We start from the raw sequence: 17,512 nt of genomic DNA, 5'->3' as shown, positions 1-17,512 counted from the left end.
CTTATCTGGATCAGCCCAGGCGCTCGATGATGGTGACGTTGGCGGTGCCGCCGCCCTCACAGATGGTGAGCAGACCGTAGCGGCCGTTCACCCGCTCCAGCTCGTTGAGCAGGGAGGCGAACAGCTTGGCGCCGGTCGCGCCCAGCGGGTGGCCCAGCGCGATGGCACCGCCGTTGACATTGACCTTGTCGGGGTTGGCGCCGGTCTCCTTGATCCAGGCCAGCACCACCGAGGCGAAGGCCTCGTTGATCTCGATGACGTCCATGTCGTCGATGGTCAGACCGGTCTTCTCCAGGGCCCACCTGGTGGCCGGGATGGGCGCGGTCAGCATGTAGATCGGGTCCGCGCCGCGCGCGCTCACGTGGTGAATGCGCGCCCGCGGGGTGAGCCCGTACTCCTGGACCGCCCAGTCCGAGGCCAGCAGGGTGGCGCTGGAGCCGTCGGAGATCTGACTGGCCAGGGCCGCGGTGATGCGGCTGCCCTCGGCGAGCGGCTGCAGCCCGGCCATCTTCTCCAGGGTGGTCTCGCGCGGGCACTCGTCGATCCAGAAGTCGCCCACCGGCACGATCTCGCGATCGAACTTGCCGTCCACGATGGCCTTGCGGGCGCGCTCGTTGCTGCGCAGCGCCCACTCCTCCATGTCGCGGCGGGAGATGTCCCACTTCTCGGCGATCATGGTGGCCGAATTGAACTGCGACACTTCACCGGTGCCGTAGCGGTGATCCCAGCCCTGCGCGCCGACGAACGGCGAGTCGAAGCCGTAGGCCTGCCCGGCCAGCATGGCCGCGGAGATCGGGATGGCGCTCATGTTCTGCACGCCGCCGGCCACGATCACCTCGGCGGTGCCGGACATGATGGCCTGGGCGCCGAAGGTGATGGCCTGCTGCGAGGAACCGCACTGCCGGTCCACCGTCACGCCCGGCACCGACTCGGGGTAGCCCGCGGCCAGCCACGAGGTGCGCGCGATGTTTCCGGCCTGCGGGCCGATGGTGTCGCAGCAGCCGAACACCACGTCGTCCACCGCGGCCGGGTCCAGGTTGGTGCGCTCGATGAGCCCCTTGATGGCGGCGGCGCCCAGATCGGCCGGATGCACGGCGGCCAGTGAGCCGCCCCGCTTGCCGACCGGCGTGCGCACGGCGTCGATCACATACGCCTCACGCATCGGCGAATACTGACGGCGGGACGGTGCTGACATGGGAACTCCTACTGACTGCTGCTGGTGAAGTTGTAGCTCTGGAGAGTTGGTCATGTGCGCTTTTCGGGGCTGGTGAGCCCGTCGAGCACGATGGTCAGGTACTGCTTGGCGAGGTTGTCGACGGTGATCCGGCCGCCGGGCTGGTACCAGCGCACCGATACCCAGACGGTGTCGCGCAGGAACCGGTAGGCCAGCTCGATGTCCATCTCGGGCCGGAAGCTGCCGTCGGCGACGCCGTTGGTCAGCACCTGGTGCCAGAGCTCACGGAACTCGCTGTTGTATTTCGCGATGTAGTCGAATCGCGGTGTCCCGCTGAGTCGTTTGGCCTCGGCCTGGTAGATGGCGACGGCCGCGTGGAACCGGTCGAAGGATTCGTAGGAAGCGATGACCAGGGCTTCCAGCGTGTCGCGGGCGGGGAGGCCGGCCGCCACGATTTCGCGGTAGCGACCGAAGAGGTCGTCGAGGAACCCGCGCAGGATTTCGTCCACCATGGCTTCTTTGGAATCGAAGTGGTGGTACAGACTCCCGGATAGAATCCCCGCCGCGTCGGCAATGTCGCGAACCGTGGTGGCGCGCAGGCCCCGTTCCGCGAACAGATTCGCGGCCAGGCCGAGCAGCTCGGTGCGACGTGCCGATTTGGAGGGGTCAGGTTGGGTCACCCCGTCAATATACAACCAAGCATTTGCTTGGTCCACCTGCCTCCCGTTCAGCGCATCGAGTACCGCAGCGGCGACGAGACCGACAGGTCGGCCAGCAGGCGATCGCAGATGACCACGGGTGACACCCCCGCCCGCGCCATCCGCGCCACCAGCGCCAACCGCCGTTCGGGACTGTCCCACTCGACGGTCAGCGGCTCCCGGCCCGGCCCGGCGTCCACGGTGGCCATGACCCGCGGCGGTATGCCGTCGCGACCGGGTTCCTCGATGAGCTTGAGGACCATCCCCCGCTGCCAGGCCCGATAGGTCTCCATATCGGCGCCCACCACCAATTTGTCTGTGGCAGCGCATAATCCCTGTGCGATACCGTCGGTGAAGGCGGCATGGTCGTAGCGCAGGCGGCGGCAGTTGCGTACCACCTCCAGCAGATCGGCCCGGACCTCGCAGAGCAGAGCCGTCCTTTTCCGGCGGCGCCGATCCGCCTCGCTGTCCGAAAACCCGATCCGGGACAGGCCGATGCGGCGGGCGCGCTCACGATCACGAACCATGTCCCGGCGCAACGCGCCGCGCGGGTCGCGTGTCACGTCGGTTTCGTCCACGGCGTGTTGTTCCAGGATCTGCGCCGCCCGCATGGCGGTGGCGCACTCGGAGTCGTGATCCAGTAATTCCGCACCCAAAGTCAGTGCGGCCAGAACGACATTGTCGAGCCTTCGGCGCGCTAGAACGACCTCACGCACCAGCTCGAGTTCCAATTCCTCGTGGGCCTGTGCTGGGGCTGCTTGTTGTCGGCGATCCGGACCCATGGGTCGTGCCCTTCGACTAGCGGTACCGGCCTAAACCAGGATTGCACAACCGCACCCCCGACGCGCCAGCCATTTTCGGCCGCCGATAAAACGCGCACTGCCGCGCCCCGGAAGGGGACACGGCAGTCAGAAAAGCTGCGACCACACGGCACAGCATTTCGCGTCGGCCGAACGCACTAATTCGGCCGCGCCGGCGCGCAATTCGAATTACGCGCGCTGGCTGGAAATGGAGACCACCTCGCCGGTCAGGTAGGTGGTGTAGTCGCTGGCGAGCATGGCGATGGTGGCGGCCACCTCCCACGGCTCGGCGGCGCGGCCGAAGGCCTCGCCCGCGGCCAGGCGGTCGAGCAGGTCGGCCGAGGTGACCTTGTCCAGGAAGGCGTGGCGGGCGATGGAGGGTGCCACCGCGTTGATACGCACGCCGAACTCGGCGGCCTCGACCGCGCTGCAGCGGGTCAGCGCCATGACGCCGGCCTTGGCGGCGGCGTAGTGGGCCTGGCCGTGCTGGGCGCGCCAGCCCAGAACCGAGGCATTGTTGACGATGACGCCGCCGTGGCCGGCCTCGCGGAAGTACTTGAGCATCGCCCGAGTTGCACGGAAAGTCCCGTTCAGCGTGATGTCGAGGACCTTGTCCCACTGCTCGTCGGTCATGTCCACGACCGGCACCTCACCACCGAGGCCCGCATTGTTGACCATGATGTCGATCCGGCCCAGCGCCGCGACGGCACCGGCGACCAGCGCGTCCACCTGCTCGGTCGAGCTGACGTCACAGGGCACGGAAGCGATTCGGCGGTCCGGGAATTCGGCCTGCAGCGCCTGCTCGGTCTCCTTCAGGCGACGCTCGTGCCAGTCGGAGATCACCACGTCCGCGCCCTCGGAGAGCAGGCGGCGCGCGGTGGCCGAACCGATGCCGGTGCCCGCGGCGGCGGTCACCACCGCGATCTTGCCCGCGAGCAGGTTGTGGCCGGGGGTGATTTCGGGGGCGGTGGACAGGTCACTCACGGTCGAGCCTCTCGGGGAAGTCCGAGCACGCGCTCGGAGATGATATTGCGCTGCACTTCGTTCGAACCGCCGTAGATGGTGTCCGCACGGGTGAAGAGGAACATGCGCTGCCAGGCATTGAGGTCATCGCCCGGGCCGTCGGCGATCAGGCCGGGCGCGCCGAGCACGTCCATGGCCAGTTCGCCCAGGCCACGATGCCAATTGGCCCACAGCAGCTTGGTCACCGAGGCCTGCCCGGCGGCGGTGCGGGCATCCACGGAGGCTCCGTCGTGGCCGGACTCCAGGGTGCGCAGCACGTGCGCGCGCAGCACCCGCAGGCCGACCCACGCCTTGTCGAAACGGTCTGCGAGGACCGGGTTCTCGAGCGCCCCGTTCTCCCGGGCCACGGCCTCGAGGTCGGCGAGTTCGCGCGCGTAGCGGATCTGCTGGCCGACGGTGGAGATGCCGCGCTCGAAGGTGAGCGTGCCCATGGCGACCTTCCAGCCGTCGCCGGGCTGCCCGACCACCAGATCGGCGGCGGTGCGGGCATTGTCGAAGAAGACCTCGTTGAATTCCGCGGTCCCGGTGAGCTGGATGATGGGCCGCACCTCGACGCCCGGCTGCTTCATGGGGACGAGCAGGTAGGACAGGCCGTGGTGGCGGGTCGAGCCCTTCTCGGTGCGGGCGACCACGAAGCACCAGTCGGACAGGTGCGCCAGCGAGGTCCAGATCTTCTGGCCGTTGATCACCCATTCGTCGCCCTCGAGCTGGGCGGAGGTGGTGACGGCGGCCAGGTCCGAGCCCGCGCCCGGCTCCGAATAGCCCTGGCACCACAGCTCGGTGACATTGCGGATGCCCGGCAGGAAGCGTTTCTTCTGCGCCTCGGTGCCGAAGGCGATGACCGTGGGTCCGAGCAGTTCCTCGCCGAGGTGCGAAACCCGGCTCGGGGCATCGGCTTTGGCGTATTCCTCGTGGAAGATGACCTGCTGGCGCAGGGTGGCGTCGCGGCCGCCCCACTCCTTGGGCCAGCCCAGGCAGGTCAGGCCGGCGGCGGCGAGGGCACGATCCCATTCGAGCCGCTCCTCGAAGGCCTCGTGCTCGCGCCCGGGACCACCCAGACCGCGCAGCTCGCGGAACTGGCCGTTCAGGTTCTCGGCCAGCCATTCGCGCACCTCAGCACGGAATTCGGCGTCCTCGGGGGGCTCAATCCCGCTGGCCGGTTCGGGGGTCTGGATCATGCTCACGTCGGTAGAGTAACCTACCAAGCACTTGCTTTGTTAGACCCATTCCCGGACAGCGAGGAAGCCCTGTGACATCTCCTCCGCAGACCACACCGCTCGCCCTGCACGCGGCCGCGCACGTCTACGGTGACGCGCCCGCTGTCGGCGACGGTGCCGTGCGACTGAGCTGGTCGCAACTGCTGGACTCGGTGCGTGAGACCGCGCGTGCGCTGATGGCGCGCGGCATTGAGCGCGGCGACCGCATCGGCATCTGGGCGCCCAACACGCATCACTGGGTGACCGCGGTGCTGGCGAGCCACTATGTGGGTGCGGCGATCGTTCCGCTCAATACCCGGTACGTGGCCGCCGAGGCGGCGGATGTGCTGTCGAGGGTGCATGCCAAGGCGCTGTTCATCACGGGTGAATTCCTGGGGCGCGACCGGCTGACCGAACTGCGGACCGCCGCACCGGAACTGGGCATCGAGACCACCATCGTGATCCCCGTCGAGGGCGAGGCCCCCGTCGAGGACGCCATCGTCTGGTCGGAACTGGGCAAGGTGGCCGAGGCGGTGAGCCTCGAGCAGGTCATCGCCCGCGCGGAATCGGTATCGCCGAACGATCTTTCGGACATCCTGTTCACCTCCGGCACCACCGGGCGCAGCAAGGGCGTGCTCATCGCGCACCATCAGGTGCTGAACAGCGCCCGGGCCTGGGCCGACTGCGCGACGCTGAACAACACCGACCGCTATCTGATCGTGCCGCCGTTCTTCCACAGCTTCGGATACAAGGCGGGCATCATCACCAGCCTGGTCACCGGGGCGACCATGATTCCGCAGGCCGTGTTCGACGTGCGGGAGACCATGCGGCTCATCCAGGGCGAGCGCATCACCGTGCTGACCGGTCCGCCGACCATCCACCAGACCATCCTCGACCACCCGGAGCGCGACGGGGCGGACCTGTCCAGCCTGCGCGTCGCGGTCACCGGCGCGGCCACCGTGCCGGTCGTGCTCATCGAAAGAATGCGCAGCGAGCTCGATTTCGAGGTGGTGCTGACCGCGTACGGGCAGACCGAATCCGGCGGGTTCGGCACCATGTGCCGGCCCGAGGACTCCAGCGAGACCATCGCCAATACCTGCGGGCGCACCATCGACGGCTTCGAGATGAAGCTCGCCGACAACGGCGAACTGCTGCTGCGCAGCGACCAGGTGATGCGCGGCTACCTCGACGATCCGCAGGCCACGGCCGCGACCATCGACGCCGACGGCTGGCTGCACACCGGTGACGTCGCCGTCATCGACGACCGCGGCTACATGAAGGTCACCGACCGGCTCAAGGACATGTACATCTCCGGCGGCTTCAATGTGTATCCCGCCGAGGTGGAACAGACCATGGCCCGGCTCGAGGGTGTCGCCGAGACCGCGGTCATCGGCGTGCCGGACGAGCGCATGGGCGAGGTCGGCAAGGTGTTCGTGGTGCGCCGGTCCGGCTCGGAGCTGACCGCCGACGACGTGCGGGCCTACGCCAAGGCGCAGCTGGCCAACTTCAAGGTGCCCAAGTACGTGGAATTCCGCGCCGAGCTGCCCTACAACGCCGCGGGGAAGGTTCTCAAGCGGCAATTACGTGAGGAGACCGCGTGAGCGAGTCACGCCCGGAGGCGCCGCTCCTCCACTCAGCGCTTGCGGAGCGTAACCACGCAGGGCGCTCGATCACGCGTAAAGGAGACAGTGTGAGCCAGGAACTGGGTGCCATCCCGGACGAGGGCGAGGTCGTCCTCTACGAGAAGCGGGGGCCGATCGCGGTCGTCACGCTGAACCGGCCGGACTACCGCAATGCGCAGAACTCGGTCATGACCTACGCACTCGACGCCGCCTTCGTGCGGGCCGTCGAGGATCCGGAGGTCAAGGTGATCGTGCTGGGCGGCGCCGGAAAGCATTTCAGCGCGGGCCACGACATCGGCACGCCGGGCCGCGACCACCACATCAAGTACGAGAACAAGGCCGCGCTGTGGTGGGACCACACCGATCGCCCGGGCGGCGATCAGCGCTTCGCCCGTGAGTCCGAGGTCTACCTGGGCATGTGCCGCCGCTGGCGGGAGATCCCCAAGCCGACCATCGCCATGGTGCAGGGCGCGTGCATCGCCGGTGCGCTCATGCTGGCCTGGTCCTGCGACATGATCGTGGCCTCCGAGGACGCGTTCTTCTCGGATCCGGTTGTCCGCATGGGCATTCCGGGCGTCGAGTACTTCGCGCACCCGTGGGTGCTGGGGCCGCGCCGCGCCAAGGAGATCCTGTTCACCGGCGAACGCTTCACCGCCGCACAGGCTTACGAGTGGGGCATGGTCAATCGTGTCGTCCCGCGCTCGGATCTGGAGACCGAGACCTTCGCGCTGGCCGACAAGATCGCGGAGATGCCGCAGTTCGGGCTGGCGCTGACCAAGAAGGCCGTCAACCAGTGTGAGGACCTCATGGGCATGCGGGCCGGCATGGACTCGGTGTTCGGGCTGCACCACTTCGCGCACGCCCACAATGCCGAGGTCGGCGCGGACTCGCTGGGCGGGATGAACGCCAAGTCCATGAAGGCCGCCGCGACCGACGCCGCCGCCGGCCGCGAAACAGAATCCGCCAACAACGACGGGGCGAAATAAGTGGATCTCGAATTCGACGCCAAGACAGAGGAGTTCCGCGCCGAGGTGCGCGAGTTCCTGGCGGCCAATGTGCCCGCCACTCCCCTGCCCTCCATGGACACCAAGGAGGGCTTCGAGGCGCACCGCGCGTGGGAGGCCAAGCTCGCCGAGGCCCGCCTGTCGTGTGTGGCCTGGCCCGCCGAGTACGGCGGCCGCGACGCCTCGCTGACCGAGTGGGTCATCTTCGAGGAGGAGTACTACGCCGCGGGCGCGCCGGGCCGCGTCTCGCAGAACGGCATCTTCCTGCTCGCGCCGACCCTGTTCGAGCACGGCTCGCCGGAGCAGCTGGCCCGCATCCTGCCGAGAATGGCGCGCGCCGACGACATCTGGGCGCAGGCGTGGTCCGAGCCGGAGGCCGGCTCCGACCTGGCGGGCATCCGCTCCACCGCCAAGCGCACCGAGGGCGGCTGGCTGCTCAACGGCCAGAAGACCTGGAGTTCGCGAGCCTCGTTCGCGGACTGGGGTTTCGGCCTGTTCCGCAGCGACCCGGAGGCCGAGCGCCACCGCGGCCTGACCTACCTGATGTTCCCGCTCACCGCGGAAGGCATTACGGTGCGGCCGATTCCGCAGCTGGACGGCGAACCGGGCTTCGCGGAGATCTTCCTGGACAACGTGTTCGTGCCGGATGCGGACGTGATCGGCGAGCCGAACAACGGCTGGAAGGTCGCCATGGCCACCTCCAGCAACGAGCGCGGCCTGTCGCTGCGTTCGCCGGGCCGATTCAATGCCACCGCCAACAAGCTCATCGAGCTGTGGCGGGGCACAACAGGTTCCGGAACAGGCGCGGCCGCCGAGTCCGACACCGCCCTCGCCGACCGCGTGGTCGACGCCTGGGTGGGCGCGGAGGCGTACCGCCTCAACACCTGGGCCACCGTGACCCGGCTGGCCGAGGGCGGTCAGCTCGGCGCGGAATCCTCGGTGAACAAGGTGTTCTGGTCGGATCTGGACATCGCCATGCACGAGACCGCGCTCGATCTGCACGGCGCGGCCGCGGAACAGGAATCCGCCTGGACCGACGGCTACCTGTTCTCGCTGGCGGGCCCGATCTACGCCGGTACCAACGAGATCCAGCGCAATATCATCGCCGAACGCCTGCTCGGCCTGCCGCGATAGCCACCCGGAGGACGACGACATGCGATTCGCATTGACCGCAGAACAGAACGATTTCGCCGCCAGCCTGCGCAAGATGGGCGAGGCCGCCAAGACTCCCGGCGTCGTCCGGGCGTGGGGCGCAGGCGATTCCGCCGCCGGGCGCGCACTCATCGGCCAGCTGGCCGAGGCGGGCGCGCTGGGCCTGACCGTCACCGAGGAGAACGGCGGCTTCGGCGCGGGCCCCGTCGAGATGATCGTGGCCTTCACCGAGATCGGCCGGGCCGCGGTGCCGGGCCCGCTGGTGGAGACCGCCGCCGCGATTCCCGCACTGCTGCAGGCGCTTCCGGACTCGGCGCTCGCCGCCGAGCGGCTGCCCGAGCTGGCCGAGGGCGCGAAGCTGGGCACCCTCGCGGTGACGGCGACGGCCGGCGCGAATGCGGGCCGGGCCGAGGGTGCGGCCACCGCGCTGGATGCCGACATCGCCGATCTGGTGCTGATCGCCGAGGGCGACCGCATCGCGCTGGCCACCGCCGGAGCGCTGGTGAAGTCGGTGGACGCCGCCCGCCGCCTGTTCACCGTGACCGCCGGCGAGACCCTGGCCGAGGGCGAAGGCGTCGGCGCCGCCATCGATCTCGCCTTCGACACCGCCGCCCTGGCCGCCGCCGCGCAGCTGCTCGGCGCGGGCCGGGCGCTGCTGGACACCAGCGTCGAGTACGTCAAGCAGCGGCAGCAGTTCGGCACCCCGATCGGGCGCTACCAGGCCATCAAGCACCACGTGGCCAATGCCCACATCGGGCTGGACATGGCGCAGCCGCTGCTCTACCGGGCGGCCCTGACCCTGGAGTCCGGCGCGGACCCGCAGACCCGCGGCCGCGACATCTCCGCGGCCAAGCTGGCCTGCGGCGAGGCCGCCTACCAGGCCGCCCGCATCGCGCTGCAGGTGCACGGCGCCATCGGCTACACCGCCGAATGCGATCTGTCACTGTGGCTGACCAAGGTCACCGCGCTGCGCTCGGCCTGGGGCACCCCGGCCGAACACCGCGCCCGCATCGCCGCCGCTCTCCGCGCCGGAAACGTCGCATGAGCACCCCGGCGGCCGGGGCGCCGACCACACCCGGCCGCCGGGCGACACACTCGAATCACTTCTACGACATGGGAGCGAAGGCATGAGCCTCACCGCCGAACAGCAGGAACTCGCGACCACCGTGCGCGCGGTGCTGGCCAAGCACGGGGACAGCGCGGCCATGCGGCGCGGGCTGGAGAGCGAGCGCGGCTACGACGAGCAGCTGTGGAAGCTGTTGTGCGAGCAGGTCGGTGTCGCCGCGCTGGCGATTCCGGAGGAGTTCGGCGGCGTCGGGGTCGGTCTGGTCGAGTCCCTGCTGGTGGTCGAGGAGCTCGGGCGCACGCTGTCCGCGCCGCCCATGCTCGGCTCGGCCGTGCTGGGTGTACAGGCGCTGCTGCTGGCCGGGAACGCCGAGGCCAATGAGCGGCTGCTGCCGGAGGTCGCCGAGGGTGTCCGCACGCTGGCGCTGTGCTGGGCCGGGCCGCGCGGCTGGGACTCGTTCGGGGTCACCGCCGAGGGCGAAAAGCTCTCGGGCTCCGCGCATTACGTGCTGGACGGCGTGCACGCCGACACCCTGCTGGTGCTGACCGCCGCGGGCCTGTTCGAGGTGGACGGCACGGCCGCGGGCGTCACCCGCACCGCGGTCGTCACCCAGGATCCGACCCGCAAGCTGGCGCGCATCGATTTCGACTCGGTCGAGGCCCGTCCGCTGGGCGAGCCGAATGTCGCCCGGCTGCGTGAAATCGCCTGGGCGGCAGTGGTTGCCGAGCAGCTCGGCGCGGCCGAGCAGTGCCTCGACATGACCGTCGAGTACTCCAAGTCCCGTGTGCAGTTCGGTCGCCCGATCGGCAGCTTCCAAGCGCTCAAGCACCGCATGGCCGACATGTACGTGCTGGTCGAGTCGACCCGCTCCATCGCGTACCTGGCCATCGCGGGCCTGGCCGCGGGCGCGGTCGAGGCCGTCGACGTGCAGTCCGCCCGCCTGCATGCCATCGACACCTTCAACTCGGTGGTGTCCGAGACCGTCCAGATGCACGGCGGTATCGCCATCACCTGGGAGCACGACGCGCACCTGTTCTTCAAGCGCGCCCACGCCGACGCCCAGCTCTTCGGCACTCCCGCCCGTCCGCTGGCCCGTCCGGCCTAGCGGCGAATCCTTTCCGGAAACGGCCCGTGCGCAGTTCGCTGCGCACGGGCCGTTTGCGTTGTGCCGTATCTCACGCGACCAAATATCGTTAGCCCATGTAACTACATAGTTAGCTTATGCAACAATCGACGGGTGCAGCTGAGACAGGCAACCGAGCTCACCCCGGAGGACACCGGGGACAGGCTGGTCGACATCGTCGTCGCCACCTCACGGCTCAACCGCCTGGCCGGAGTACTCGGCGGCATCGATCTTCCGCACGCCGTCATGCGGGCCCTCGGGACCCTCGACGAGTACGGCCCCCTGCGGATCAGCGAGTTCGCTCGCCTCGACCGATGCTCGCAACCGGCAGCAACGGCGCTGATCGGACGGCTGACCGACGCCGGTCTCGCCACGCGGACCAAGGATCCCGACGACTCCAGAGCCGTGGTCGTCGAACTCACGCCCGCGGGACGAGACCGGCTGGCCGACGCCCGGGACCACCTCGGAAACTCCCTCGCCGCACGCCTTCCCGACCTCGATCCGGCCCTGCTCACCCGGCTGAGCCGGGACCTGAACGACCTCGCCGAGGCCTTCAAGGCCGCCGGAGCCTGAATCCGGCCCCTCGCAACTCGACCGAAAGCAGCTGCGACTCATCATCATTCGTAGACGAGGACTCTCCAGTGACCACCAGCCCGATCACCCGGCCCGCCTTCCCCGCGGCCCTCGGCGCCGACAACGCCATCCTGTCGAAAACCAGCGCCGCCACCTCGAAACCCAACCAGCCCAAATCGGTGTGGGCCGTCGCCTTCGCCTCGGTCATCGCCTTCATGGGCATCGGGCTGGTGGATCCGATCCTGAAACCGATCGGCGAGCAGTTGCACGCCTCGCCGTCCCAGGTGACACTGCTGTTCACCAGCTACATGCTGGTCACGGGCGTGGCCATGCTCATCACCGGCGTCATCTCCAGCCGCTTCGGGGCCAAGAAGACCCTACTGGCCGGCCTGGCCATCATCGTCGTATTCGCCGCTCTCGCAGGCAGTTCCAGCACGGTCGGGCAGATCGTGGGCTTCCGCGCCGGCTGGGGTCTGGGCAATGCGCTGTTCATCGCCACCGCGCTGGCCACCATCGTGGGCGCGGCCACCGGCGGCGTCGCCCGCGCCATCATCCTCTACGAGGCGGCGCTGGGCATCGGCATCGCGTCGGGTCCGCTGGTGGGCGGGTTCCTCGGCCACTTCACCTGGCGCGCACCGTTCTTCGGCGTCTCGGTCCTGATGGCGGTCGCGTTCGTCGCCCTGGTGGTGCTGCTGCCGGAGTCGCCGAAGCCAGCGAAGCCGACCTCGATCGTCGCGCCGTTCAAGGCCCTCACCTACCCGGGCCTGCTGCTGGTGAGCGTGACCGCGCTGCTCTACAACTACGGCTTCTTCACCCTGCTCGCGTACACCCCGTTCCCGCTGAACATGGGCACCTATTCGATCGGGTTCATCTTCTTCGGCTGGGGTCTGCTGCTCGCCCTGTCCTCGGTGGTCTTCGCCCCGAAACTGCAGCGCGCCTTCGGAACCGTGCCCATGATGGCGCTCGCGCTCGCCCTGTTCGCGGCGGATCTCGCGGTCATGGCCGTATTCACCGACCACAAGCCGGTCCTCATCGCCGGCACCGTCCTGGCGGGCCTGTTCCTCGGCGTCAACAACACCCTGATCACCGAGGCCGTCATGGAGGCCGCCCCCGTCGAGCGCTCCACCGCCTCGGCCGCCTACAGCTTCGTCCGCTTCGCCGGCGGCGCGGCCGCCCCCTACCTGGCAGGCAAGCTCGGCGAACACCAGGCGTCCCTCCCCTTCTGGGTCGGCGCCGCCTGCACCGCCGCCGCGGTCGCAGTCCTGTGCTCCGGCCGAAAGCTCCTGTCCCACATGGACGATCACGCCCCCGCCGCCCACACCCCGGCCGAAGCCCAGGCCATCGCCCTCGGCGACGACTGATTCGCCCAGCGTTCGCGGACCGCACCCACTGGATGCGGTCCGCGTTCCGTTTCACCCCGTACGATCCCGCTCATGAACCAACCCATGCCGCCGCAGCAGCCCTACCAGCAGTACCCCCAGCAGGGCCCCGGGCAGCAGTACCCGCAACAGGGTCAGGCCCCCTACCCCCAGCAGGGCCAGCCGCAACCGCAGCAGCAGCCGGGCCCCCAGTTCCCCATCCTGGTCTCCACCATGAACGACGTACCCGGCCAGGAGATCGTCAAGGTGATCGGCGAGGTCGCGGGCCTGACCGTCCGCAGCCGCGGCCTGGGCGCCAACTTCGCAGCCGGCTTCCGCGCCCTGGGCGGCGGCGAAATCCACGAATACACCCAGCTGCTGTACCAGTCACGGCACGAGGCCATCATGCGAATGTGCCAACATGCCATGGCCTATGGCGCGAACGCGGTGATCGCCATGCGCTTCGACTGCAACGAGATCGCCAACACCATGAGCGAGGTCGCCGCCTATGGCACCGCGGTCGTGGTGAAGCCCGTCGGGCAGTAGCCGGGCGCTCCGCTCCCGCCGGTCAGTGGTGGAGGATCTCTACGTCGCGGACCGGCTTCTTGCGGCCGAATTTGGCGCGCAGGGGGTAGATCGCCATGACTGCCAGGAGGCTGATGGTGGAGGCGATGAGCTGGTTGCGCTGGTCGGGGTTGCGGGCCATGGCTACGAAGACGGCGAAGAGGGCGATGATGACGGCCCAGCTGATGTAGGGGTAGCCCCACATGCGGTAGGTGAGGGCGGAGGGGTCCTCGCGGCGGAGGCGAGCGCGAAGTCGCAACTGGGAGAACATGATCGCCACGTAGACGAAGGCCAGGACGACGCCGATCGAGTTCACCAGGAAGGTGAAGACCTGGTCGGGTGAGACGTAGGAGGCGATGACCGCGCCCCAGGCGGCGACGGTGCCGAGCAGGACGGCCCGGGCGGGGACGCCGCGCTTGTTCAGCTTCACCAGGGAGGCGGGGGCGTCGCCGTCGCGGGTGAGGACGTAGAGCATGCGGGAGGAGACGTAGATGGCCGAGTTCAGCACCGACAGCACCGCGGTCAGGATGACGACCTGCATGATGGTGCCGGCGGCCGGAATCCCGATGTGCTCGAGCGCGCTCACGAACGGGCTCGTCAGTACCTTGGCGTCGTTCCACGGCAGGATGGTCACCACCAGGAAGATCGAGGCCACGTAGAACAGGCCGACCCGCCACAGCACATTGTTGGTGGCGCGGGCCACGGCCGGGCCGGGCTCCTTGGATTCCGCGGCCGCCACCGTCACGATCTCGGTGCCGCCGAACGCGAACATCACCACCACGATGGCGGAGAAGACGCCGCCGATCCCGTTGGGCGCGAAGCCGCCGTGCCGGGTCAGGTTGGCGAAGCCCGCGTCCGAGCCCGGCCACAGCCCGAACACCCAGGCCAGTCCGATGGCCAGGAAGGCCACGATCGCCACCACCTTGATGGAGGCGAACCAGAACTCGAACTCGCCGAACGACTTCACCGACACCAGGTTGACCACGGTCATGACGATCAGCAGTCCAGCGGACAGGACCCACTGGTCGAGGTCGATCCAGTTGCCGAGAATGGCCGCGCCGGCCACCGCCTCGGCCCCGACCAGGATCACGTAGAGGTACCAGTACAGCCAGCCGACGGTGAAGCCGGCGAACGGTCCCATGGCCATCCGCGCGTACTCGCCCATGGATCCGGCGACCGGGCGGGCCACCACCATTTCGCCGAGCGCCCGCAGGACGCACAGCACGACGAGTCCGGCGCCCGCGTAGGACAGGATGGCGGCGGGCCCGGCGGTCTGGATGACCGAGCCACTGCCCACGAACAGGCCCGCGCCGATCGCGCCGCCGATGGCGATCATCGTCATGTGCCGGCGCCGGAGTCCGGTACGCAGTCCCTGCTGCTCCCCGCCCGCTTCCGCCGGCTGGGCACCACCGGTTCCCGGCTTCAGGGCACTGCCGGGCTCCGGCTTCAGGGCACTGCCGGGCTCCGGCTCCTGGACACTGCCGGTTTCCGACATCTGACCGCCACCTTCTTGTGTTGCTCGAGTGTTGCCCGAACACCATATCGGCCCTGGTCAGGCAGGGAAAATCGCCGGTCGGGTCACGGTTTCCCGGGCTGCCGCCGGTACGCGAATCCTGCTCCCCGACAGCGGTTTACCCACCGGCGTACCGTCAAGAGGTATGACCGAGACACAGCGTGGCCGGGTACGCGTCGAACCGAGCGCCAAGCGGGTACGCGCCTACCTGGGCGGTCACCTGGCCGCCGATACCGTCAACCCGACGCTGGTATGGGAGGGACCCCACTACCCCACCTACTATCTGCCGGTCGCCGACCTGCGGGTGAAGTTGGAGCCCAATGGCAAGACCCGCCACTCCCCCAGCCGCGGGGACGGCACCGAATTCGATGTGATCGCCGACGACGTCACCGCGGCGGGCGCGGCCGTCCGGCACCTGGACTCCCCGATTCCGGAACTGCGCGACCTGGTGAAACTGGACTTCCAGGCCATGGACGAGTGGTTCGAGGAGGACGAGCCCATCTACGTCCACCCCCGCGACCCGTACACCCGGGTGGACATCCTCGCCAGCTCCCGCCACATCCGGGTCGAACTGGACGGCGAGACCCTGGCCGATTCGCACTCCCCGCGCATCCTGTTCGAGACCGGGCTGCCCGCCCGCTACTACCTGCCGCTCACCGATATCCGCATGGACCTGCTGCGACCGTCGGCGACCAGGACGTCGTGCCCGTACAAGGGCCACGCCGAGTACTGGAACGTCCAGCTGGGCGAGACCAGCCACCCGGACCTGGTGTGGATCTACCGCACCCCGCTGCCGGAGAGCCAGAAGATCGCCGGGCTGGCCTCGTTCTACAACGAGAAGGTCGACATCTGGGTGGACGGCGAGATGGTGCCGCGCCCCAAGACGCCGTTCAGCTGAAACCCTCAGTCCCCCAGGATCTCCGACACCAGCCGGGGCAGCGCCGCCCCGATCGGGTCGCGCACGATCTCGGCGGCGTAGTCGTCGTAGGGGGTCGGCTCGTTGTTCACGATGACCAGGTCGGCCCCCGCGTCCACCGCCACCGCGCACATGGACGCGGCGGGCTCGACCTGGAGTGAACTGCCCACGGCCAGAAAGATTTCGGCGTTCTCGGCGATCTGCACCGCCGCGCGAATGGCGGCGGTGTCGAGCTGCTGGCCGAACATGACGGTGGCCGCCTTCAGGATGCCGCCGCAGTCCGGGCACGCTGGATCCGGCTCGCCCGCGGCCACCCGTTCCAGGGTGGCGGCCATGGAATCGGTGAAATCGCAGTCGATGCAGACGACTTCGAACATATTGCCGTGGATCTCCACCACGCTGTCCGACCCGGCCCGCTGGTGCAGCCGGTCGATGTTCTGGGTGATGATGCCGACCTCCCGTCCCGAGGCGGCCAGCCGCACCAGGGCCTGATGTGCCGCATTGGGTGTCGCCCGCCAGGCCGGATTGTCCCGCCGCGCCAGCCAGGCCCGGGTGCGCAGCTCCGGATCCGCCACATAGTTCTGATACGTCGACAGCAGCTCCGCGATCGGATCCTCGGTCCAAACCCCGCGCGGCCCACGGAAATCCGGTATTCCGGAGTCGGTCGAAATCCCCGCGCCGGTCAAGACGCCGATCGGTCCCCTGCGTGCACGCCAGTCCGTCACACTGCTCAGCCTATGCCGACCCCACCCGGCCCGCCGCCTACCACCGCCTGCCGCGCGACGAGCCGGGCCCGCGCTCAGACCGCCAGAACAGCGGGTTCATCGTCGACGCGGCGGTACTGGCCGGGAGCCGAGCCGTACTGGCGTTTGAAGGCCTTGGCGAAGGCGAATTCGCTCTGATAGCCGACCTTCCTCGCCACGCCGGCCAGCGGGGTGTCGGTCTCGCGCAGCAGCCGCGCCGCGGTGAGCATGCGCCAGCGGGTCAGATAGGACAGCGGCGGCTCGCCGACCGTGGCGAGGAAGCGGCGAGCGAGGGTGGCGCGACTGACCCCGGCGACGGCGCTCAGTTCCGGGACCGTCCAACTCCGTTCCGGCGCAGCGTGAATCGCGCGCAGCGCATCGGATACGGCCGGGTCGCCGAAGGCGCCGGCCCAGCCGGTCGGCGCGGTGGACTGTTCGTCGAACCAGGCGCGCAGCATGAACAGCAACAGGGTGTCGAGCAACGCGGGGATGGCGGCATCGGTGCCGGGTCGCGGTTCGGCGATCTCGGCGGCGAGCAGATCGACCGCGGACCGCAGGGCCGGGTGGCGGCCGGGACGGGCGGGAAGGTGGATGAATTCCGGCAGGTCGTCGAGCAGCGGGTGGCTGCGGTGCCGCCCGAGCTCGTACGCACCGCACACCAGCGTCGTCCGCGCGCCCGGACCCGCGATCTCGCGCGGCTCGCCCGGCACGGCGACCTCGGTGATCGGCGTCCCCAGCCCGTCGACCAGATCATGGTTCTCGCCGCGCGGCATGAACAGCACATCGCCGGCCCCCAGCGCGACCGGCTCCCCGCCGGGCGGCAGCACCCAGCACGAACCCTGTAGCACCACATGGAATCCCGCGCCGGGCACCTTGGGATAGCGACGGCCCCACGGCGCGTGCCGGATGAAGAGTCCCGAGGCCGGGTTGCCGGTGCGGATGGCGGCGACGGTCTCGCTGAGGATGTCCACCTCGCCACCATACCGC

General features: G+C 69.1%; 17 protein-coding genes. 9 read left to right on the top strand and 8 right to left on the bottom strand.

Annotation, left to right across the window (positions count from 1 at the left end; all coding sequences use genetic code 11):
• Positions 1–10: 10 nt before the first annotated feature.
• The 5 genes from ACFXKA_RS00795 to ACFXKA_RS00775 all read right to left on the bottom strand — a co-directional run bounded on the left by ACFXKA_RS00795 (position 11) and on the right by ACFXKA_RS00775 (position 4,873).
• Positions 11–1,162, bottom strand: coding sequence for an acetyl-CoA C-acetyltransferase (locus tag ACFXKA_RS00795; protein ID WP_379383447.1), 1,152 nt, complete (start codon positions 1,160–1,162; stop codon positions 11–13).
• Between the two features lie 83 nt (positions 1,163–1,245).
• A complete protein-coding gene (locus ACFXKA_RS00790; RefSeq protein WP_354831231.1) occupies positions 1,246–1,854 on the bottom strand; it encodes a TetR/AcrR family transcriptional regulator in 609 nt (202 codons plus the stop codon).
• Between the two features lie 47 nt (positions 1,855–1,901).
• A complete protein-coding gene (locus ACFXKA_RS00785) occupies positions 1,902–2,654 on the bottom strand; it encodes a hypothetical protein (protein WP_354831234.1) in 753 nt (250 codons plus the stop codon).
• 207 nt (positions 2,655–2,861) lie between these two features.
• Complete coding sequence (locus ACFXKA_RS00780) at positions 2,862–3,656, bottom strand: SDR family oxidoreductase (RefSeq protein WP_379425223.1); 795 nt, start codon at positions 3,654–3,656, stop codon at positions 2,862–2,864.
• Positions 3,653–4,873, bottom strand: coding sequence for an acyl-CoA dehydrogenase family protein (locus ACFXKA_RS00775; protein ID WP_354831657.1), 1,221 nt, complete (start codon positions 4,871–4,873; stop codon positions 3,653–3,655). Before ACFXKA_RS00775 ends, ACFXKA_RS00780 begins: the two co-directional genes overlap by 4 nt.
• A 71-nt stretch (positions 4,874–4,944) precedes the next feature.
• Between ACFXKA_RS00775 and ACFXKA_RS00770 the strand changes: the two genes are divergently transcribed.
• The 8 genes from ACFXKA_RS00770 (at position 4,945) to ACFXKA_RS00735 (ending at position 13,335) form a co-directional block, all read left to right on the top strand.
• The gene (locus ACFXKA_RS00770; protein WP_379425221.1) at positions 4,945–6,492 is read left to right on the top strand and encodes a FadD3 family acyl-CoA ligase; all 1,548 of its coding nucleotides are present in this window, start codon (positions 4,945–4,947) and stop codon (positions 6,490–6,492) included.
• Between the two features lie 89 nt (positions 6,493–6,581).
• Complete coding sequence (locus ACFXKA_RS00765; protein ID WP_354831242.1) at positions 6,582–7,499, top strand: enoyl-CoA hydratase; 918 nt, start codon at positions 6,582–6,584, stop codon at positions 7,497–7,499.
• Positions 7,500–8,651, top strand: coding sequence for an acyl-CoA dehydrogenase family protein (locus ACFXKA_RS00760; RefSeq protein WP_379425220.1), 1,152 nt, complete (start codon positions 7,500–7,502; stop codon positions 8,649–8,651).
• A gap of 19 nt (positions 8,652–8,670) precedes the next feature.
• Positions 8,671–9,714: an acyl-CoA dehydrogenase family protein gene (locus ACFXKA_RS00755; RefSeq protein WP_379425218.1), complete on the top strand. Its 1,044-nt coding sequence runs from the start codon at positions 8,671–8,673 to the stop codon at positions 9,712–9,714.
• A gap of 82 nt (positions 9,715–9,796) precedes the next feature.
• Complete coding sequence (locus ACFXKA_RS00750; RefSeq protein ID WP_379425216.1) at positions 9,797–10,840, top strand: acyl-CoA dehydrogenase family protein; 1,044 nt, start codon at positions 9,797–9,799, stop codon at positions 10,838–10,840.
• Positions 10,841–10,972: 132 nt separating this feature from the next.
• Positions 10,973–11,431, top strand: a complete 459-nt coding sequence (locus ACFXKA_RS00745) for a MarR family winged helix-turn-helix transcriptional regulator (protein WP_379425214.1) — start codon at positions 10,973–10,975, stop codon at positions 11,429–11,431.
• Positions 11,432–11,562: 131 nt separating this feature from the next.
• A complete protein-coding gene (locus tag ACFXKA_RS00740) occupies positions 11,563–12,792 on the top strand; it encodes an MFS transporter (protein WP_379425864.1) in 1,230 nt (409 codons plus the stop codon).
• Between the two features lie 72 nt (positions 12,793–12,864).
• Positions 12,865–13,335, top strand: a complete 471-nt coding sequence (locus tag ACFXKA_RS00735) for a heavy metal-binding domain-containing protein (protein ID WP_379425213.1) — start codon at positions 12,865–12,867, stop codon at positions 13,333–13,335.
• 22 nt (positions 13,336–13,357) lie between these two features.
• Here ACFXKA_RS00735 and ACFXKA_RS00730 read toward each other — a convergent pair whose 3' ends face one another.
• The gene (locus tag ACFXKA_RS00730; RefSeq protein ID WP_379425211.1) at positions 13,358–14,848 is read right to left on the bottom strand and encodes an amino acid permease; all 1,491 of its coding nucleotides are present in this window, start codon (positions 14,846–14,848) and stop codon (positions 13,358–13,360) included.
• 163 nt (positions 14,849–15,011) lie between these two features.
• Between ACFXKA_RS00730 and ACFXKA_RS00725 the strand changes: the two genes are divergently transcribed.
• A complete protein-coding gene (locus ACFXKA_RS00725) occupies positions 15,012–15,764 on the top strand; it encodes a DUF427 domain-containing protein (RefSeq protein WP_354831256.1) in 753 nt (250 codons plus the stop codon).
• A gap of 5 nt (positions 15,765–15,769) precedes the next feature.
• Here ACFXKA_RS00725 and ACFXKA_RS00720 read toward each other — a convergent pair whose 3' ends face one another.
• Both ACFXKA_RS00720 and ACFXKA_RS00715 read right to left on the bottom strand, forming a co-directional pair.
• Positions 15,770–16,507 (bottom strand): Sir2 family NAD-dependent protein deacetylase, encoded by a 738-nt coding sequence (locus ACFXKA_RS00720; RefSeq protein ID WP_354831259.1) that lies wholly within the window; start codon positions 16,505–16,507, stop codon positions 15,770–15,772.
• 74 nt (positions 16,508–16,581) lie between these two features.
• Positions 16,582–17,496 carry an AraC family transcriptional regulator gene (locus tag ACFXKA_RS00715; protein WP_379425208.1) on the bottom strand — a complete coding sequence of 305 codons (915 nt, stop codon included), beginning with the start codon at positions 17,494–17,496 and terminating at the stop codon, positions 16,582–16,584.
• Between the last annotated feature and the right edge of the window lie 16 nt (positions 17,497–17,512).

The organism is Nocardia sp. NPDC059228, from assembly GCF_042754245.1.
In the GTDB taxonomy this organism is placed as follows: Bacteria; Actinomycetota; Actinomycetes; order Mycobacteriales; family Mycobacteriaceae; genus Nocardia.
The sequence above is the reverse complement of the archived record's forward strand: the minus strand, read 5'-3'. Positions and strand labels throughout refer to the sequence as shown.

Bases quoted from the DNA above. Each gene is read 5' to 3' on its own strand.
- ACFXKA_RS00795 (WP_379383447.1), bottom strand. From the start codon at position 1,162: ATGCGTGAGGCGTATGTGATCGACGCCGTGCGCACGCCGGTCGGCAAG.
- ACFXKA_RS00785 (WP_354831234.1), bottom strand. From the start codon at position 2,654: ATGGGTCCGGATCGCCGACAACAAGCAGCCCCAGCACAGGCCCACGAG.
- ACFXKA_RS00775 (WP_354831657.1), bottom strand. From the start codon at position 4,873: ATGATCCAGACCCCCGAACCGGCCAGCGGGATTGAGCCCCCCGAGGAC.
- ACFXKA_RS00755 (WP_379425218.1), top strand. From the start codon at position 8,671: ATGCGATTCGCATTGACCGCAGAACAGAACGATTTCGCCGCCAGCCTG.
- ACFXKA_RS00750 (WP_379425216.1), top strand. From the start codon at position 9,797: ATGAGCCTCACCGCCGAACAGCAGGAACTCGCGACCACCGTGCGCGCG.
- ACFXKA_RS00735 (WP_379425213.1), top strand. From the start codon at position 12,865: ATGAACCAACCCATGCCGCCGCAGCAGCCCTACCAGCAGTACCCCCAG.
- ACFXKA_RS00730 (WP_379425211.1), bottom strand. From the start codon at position 14,848: ATGTCGGAAACCGGCAGTGTCCAGGAGCCGGAGCCCGGCAGTGCCCTG.
- ACFXKA_RS00725 (WP_354831256.1), top strand. From the start codon at position 15,012: ATGACCGAGACACAGCGTGGCCGGGTACGCGTCGAACCGAGCGCCAAG.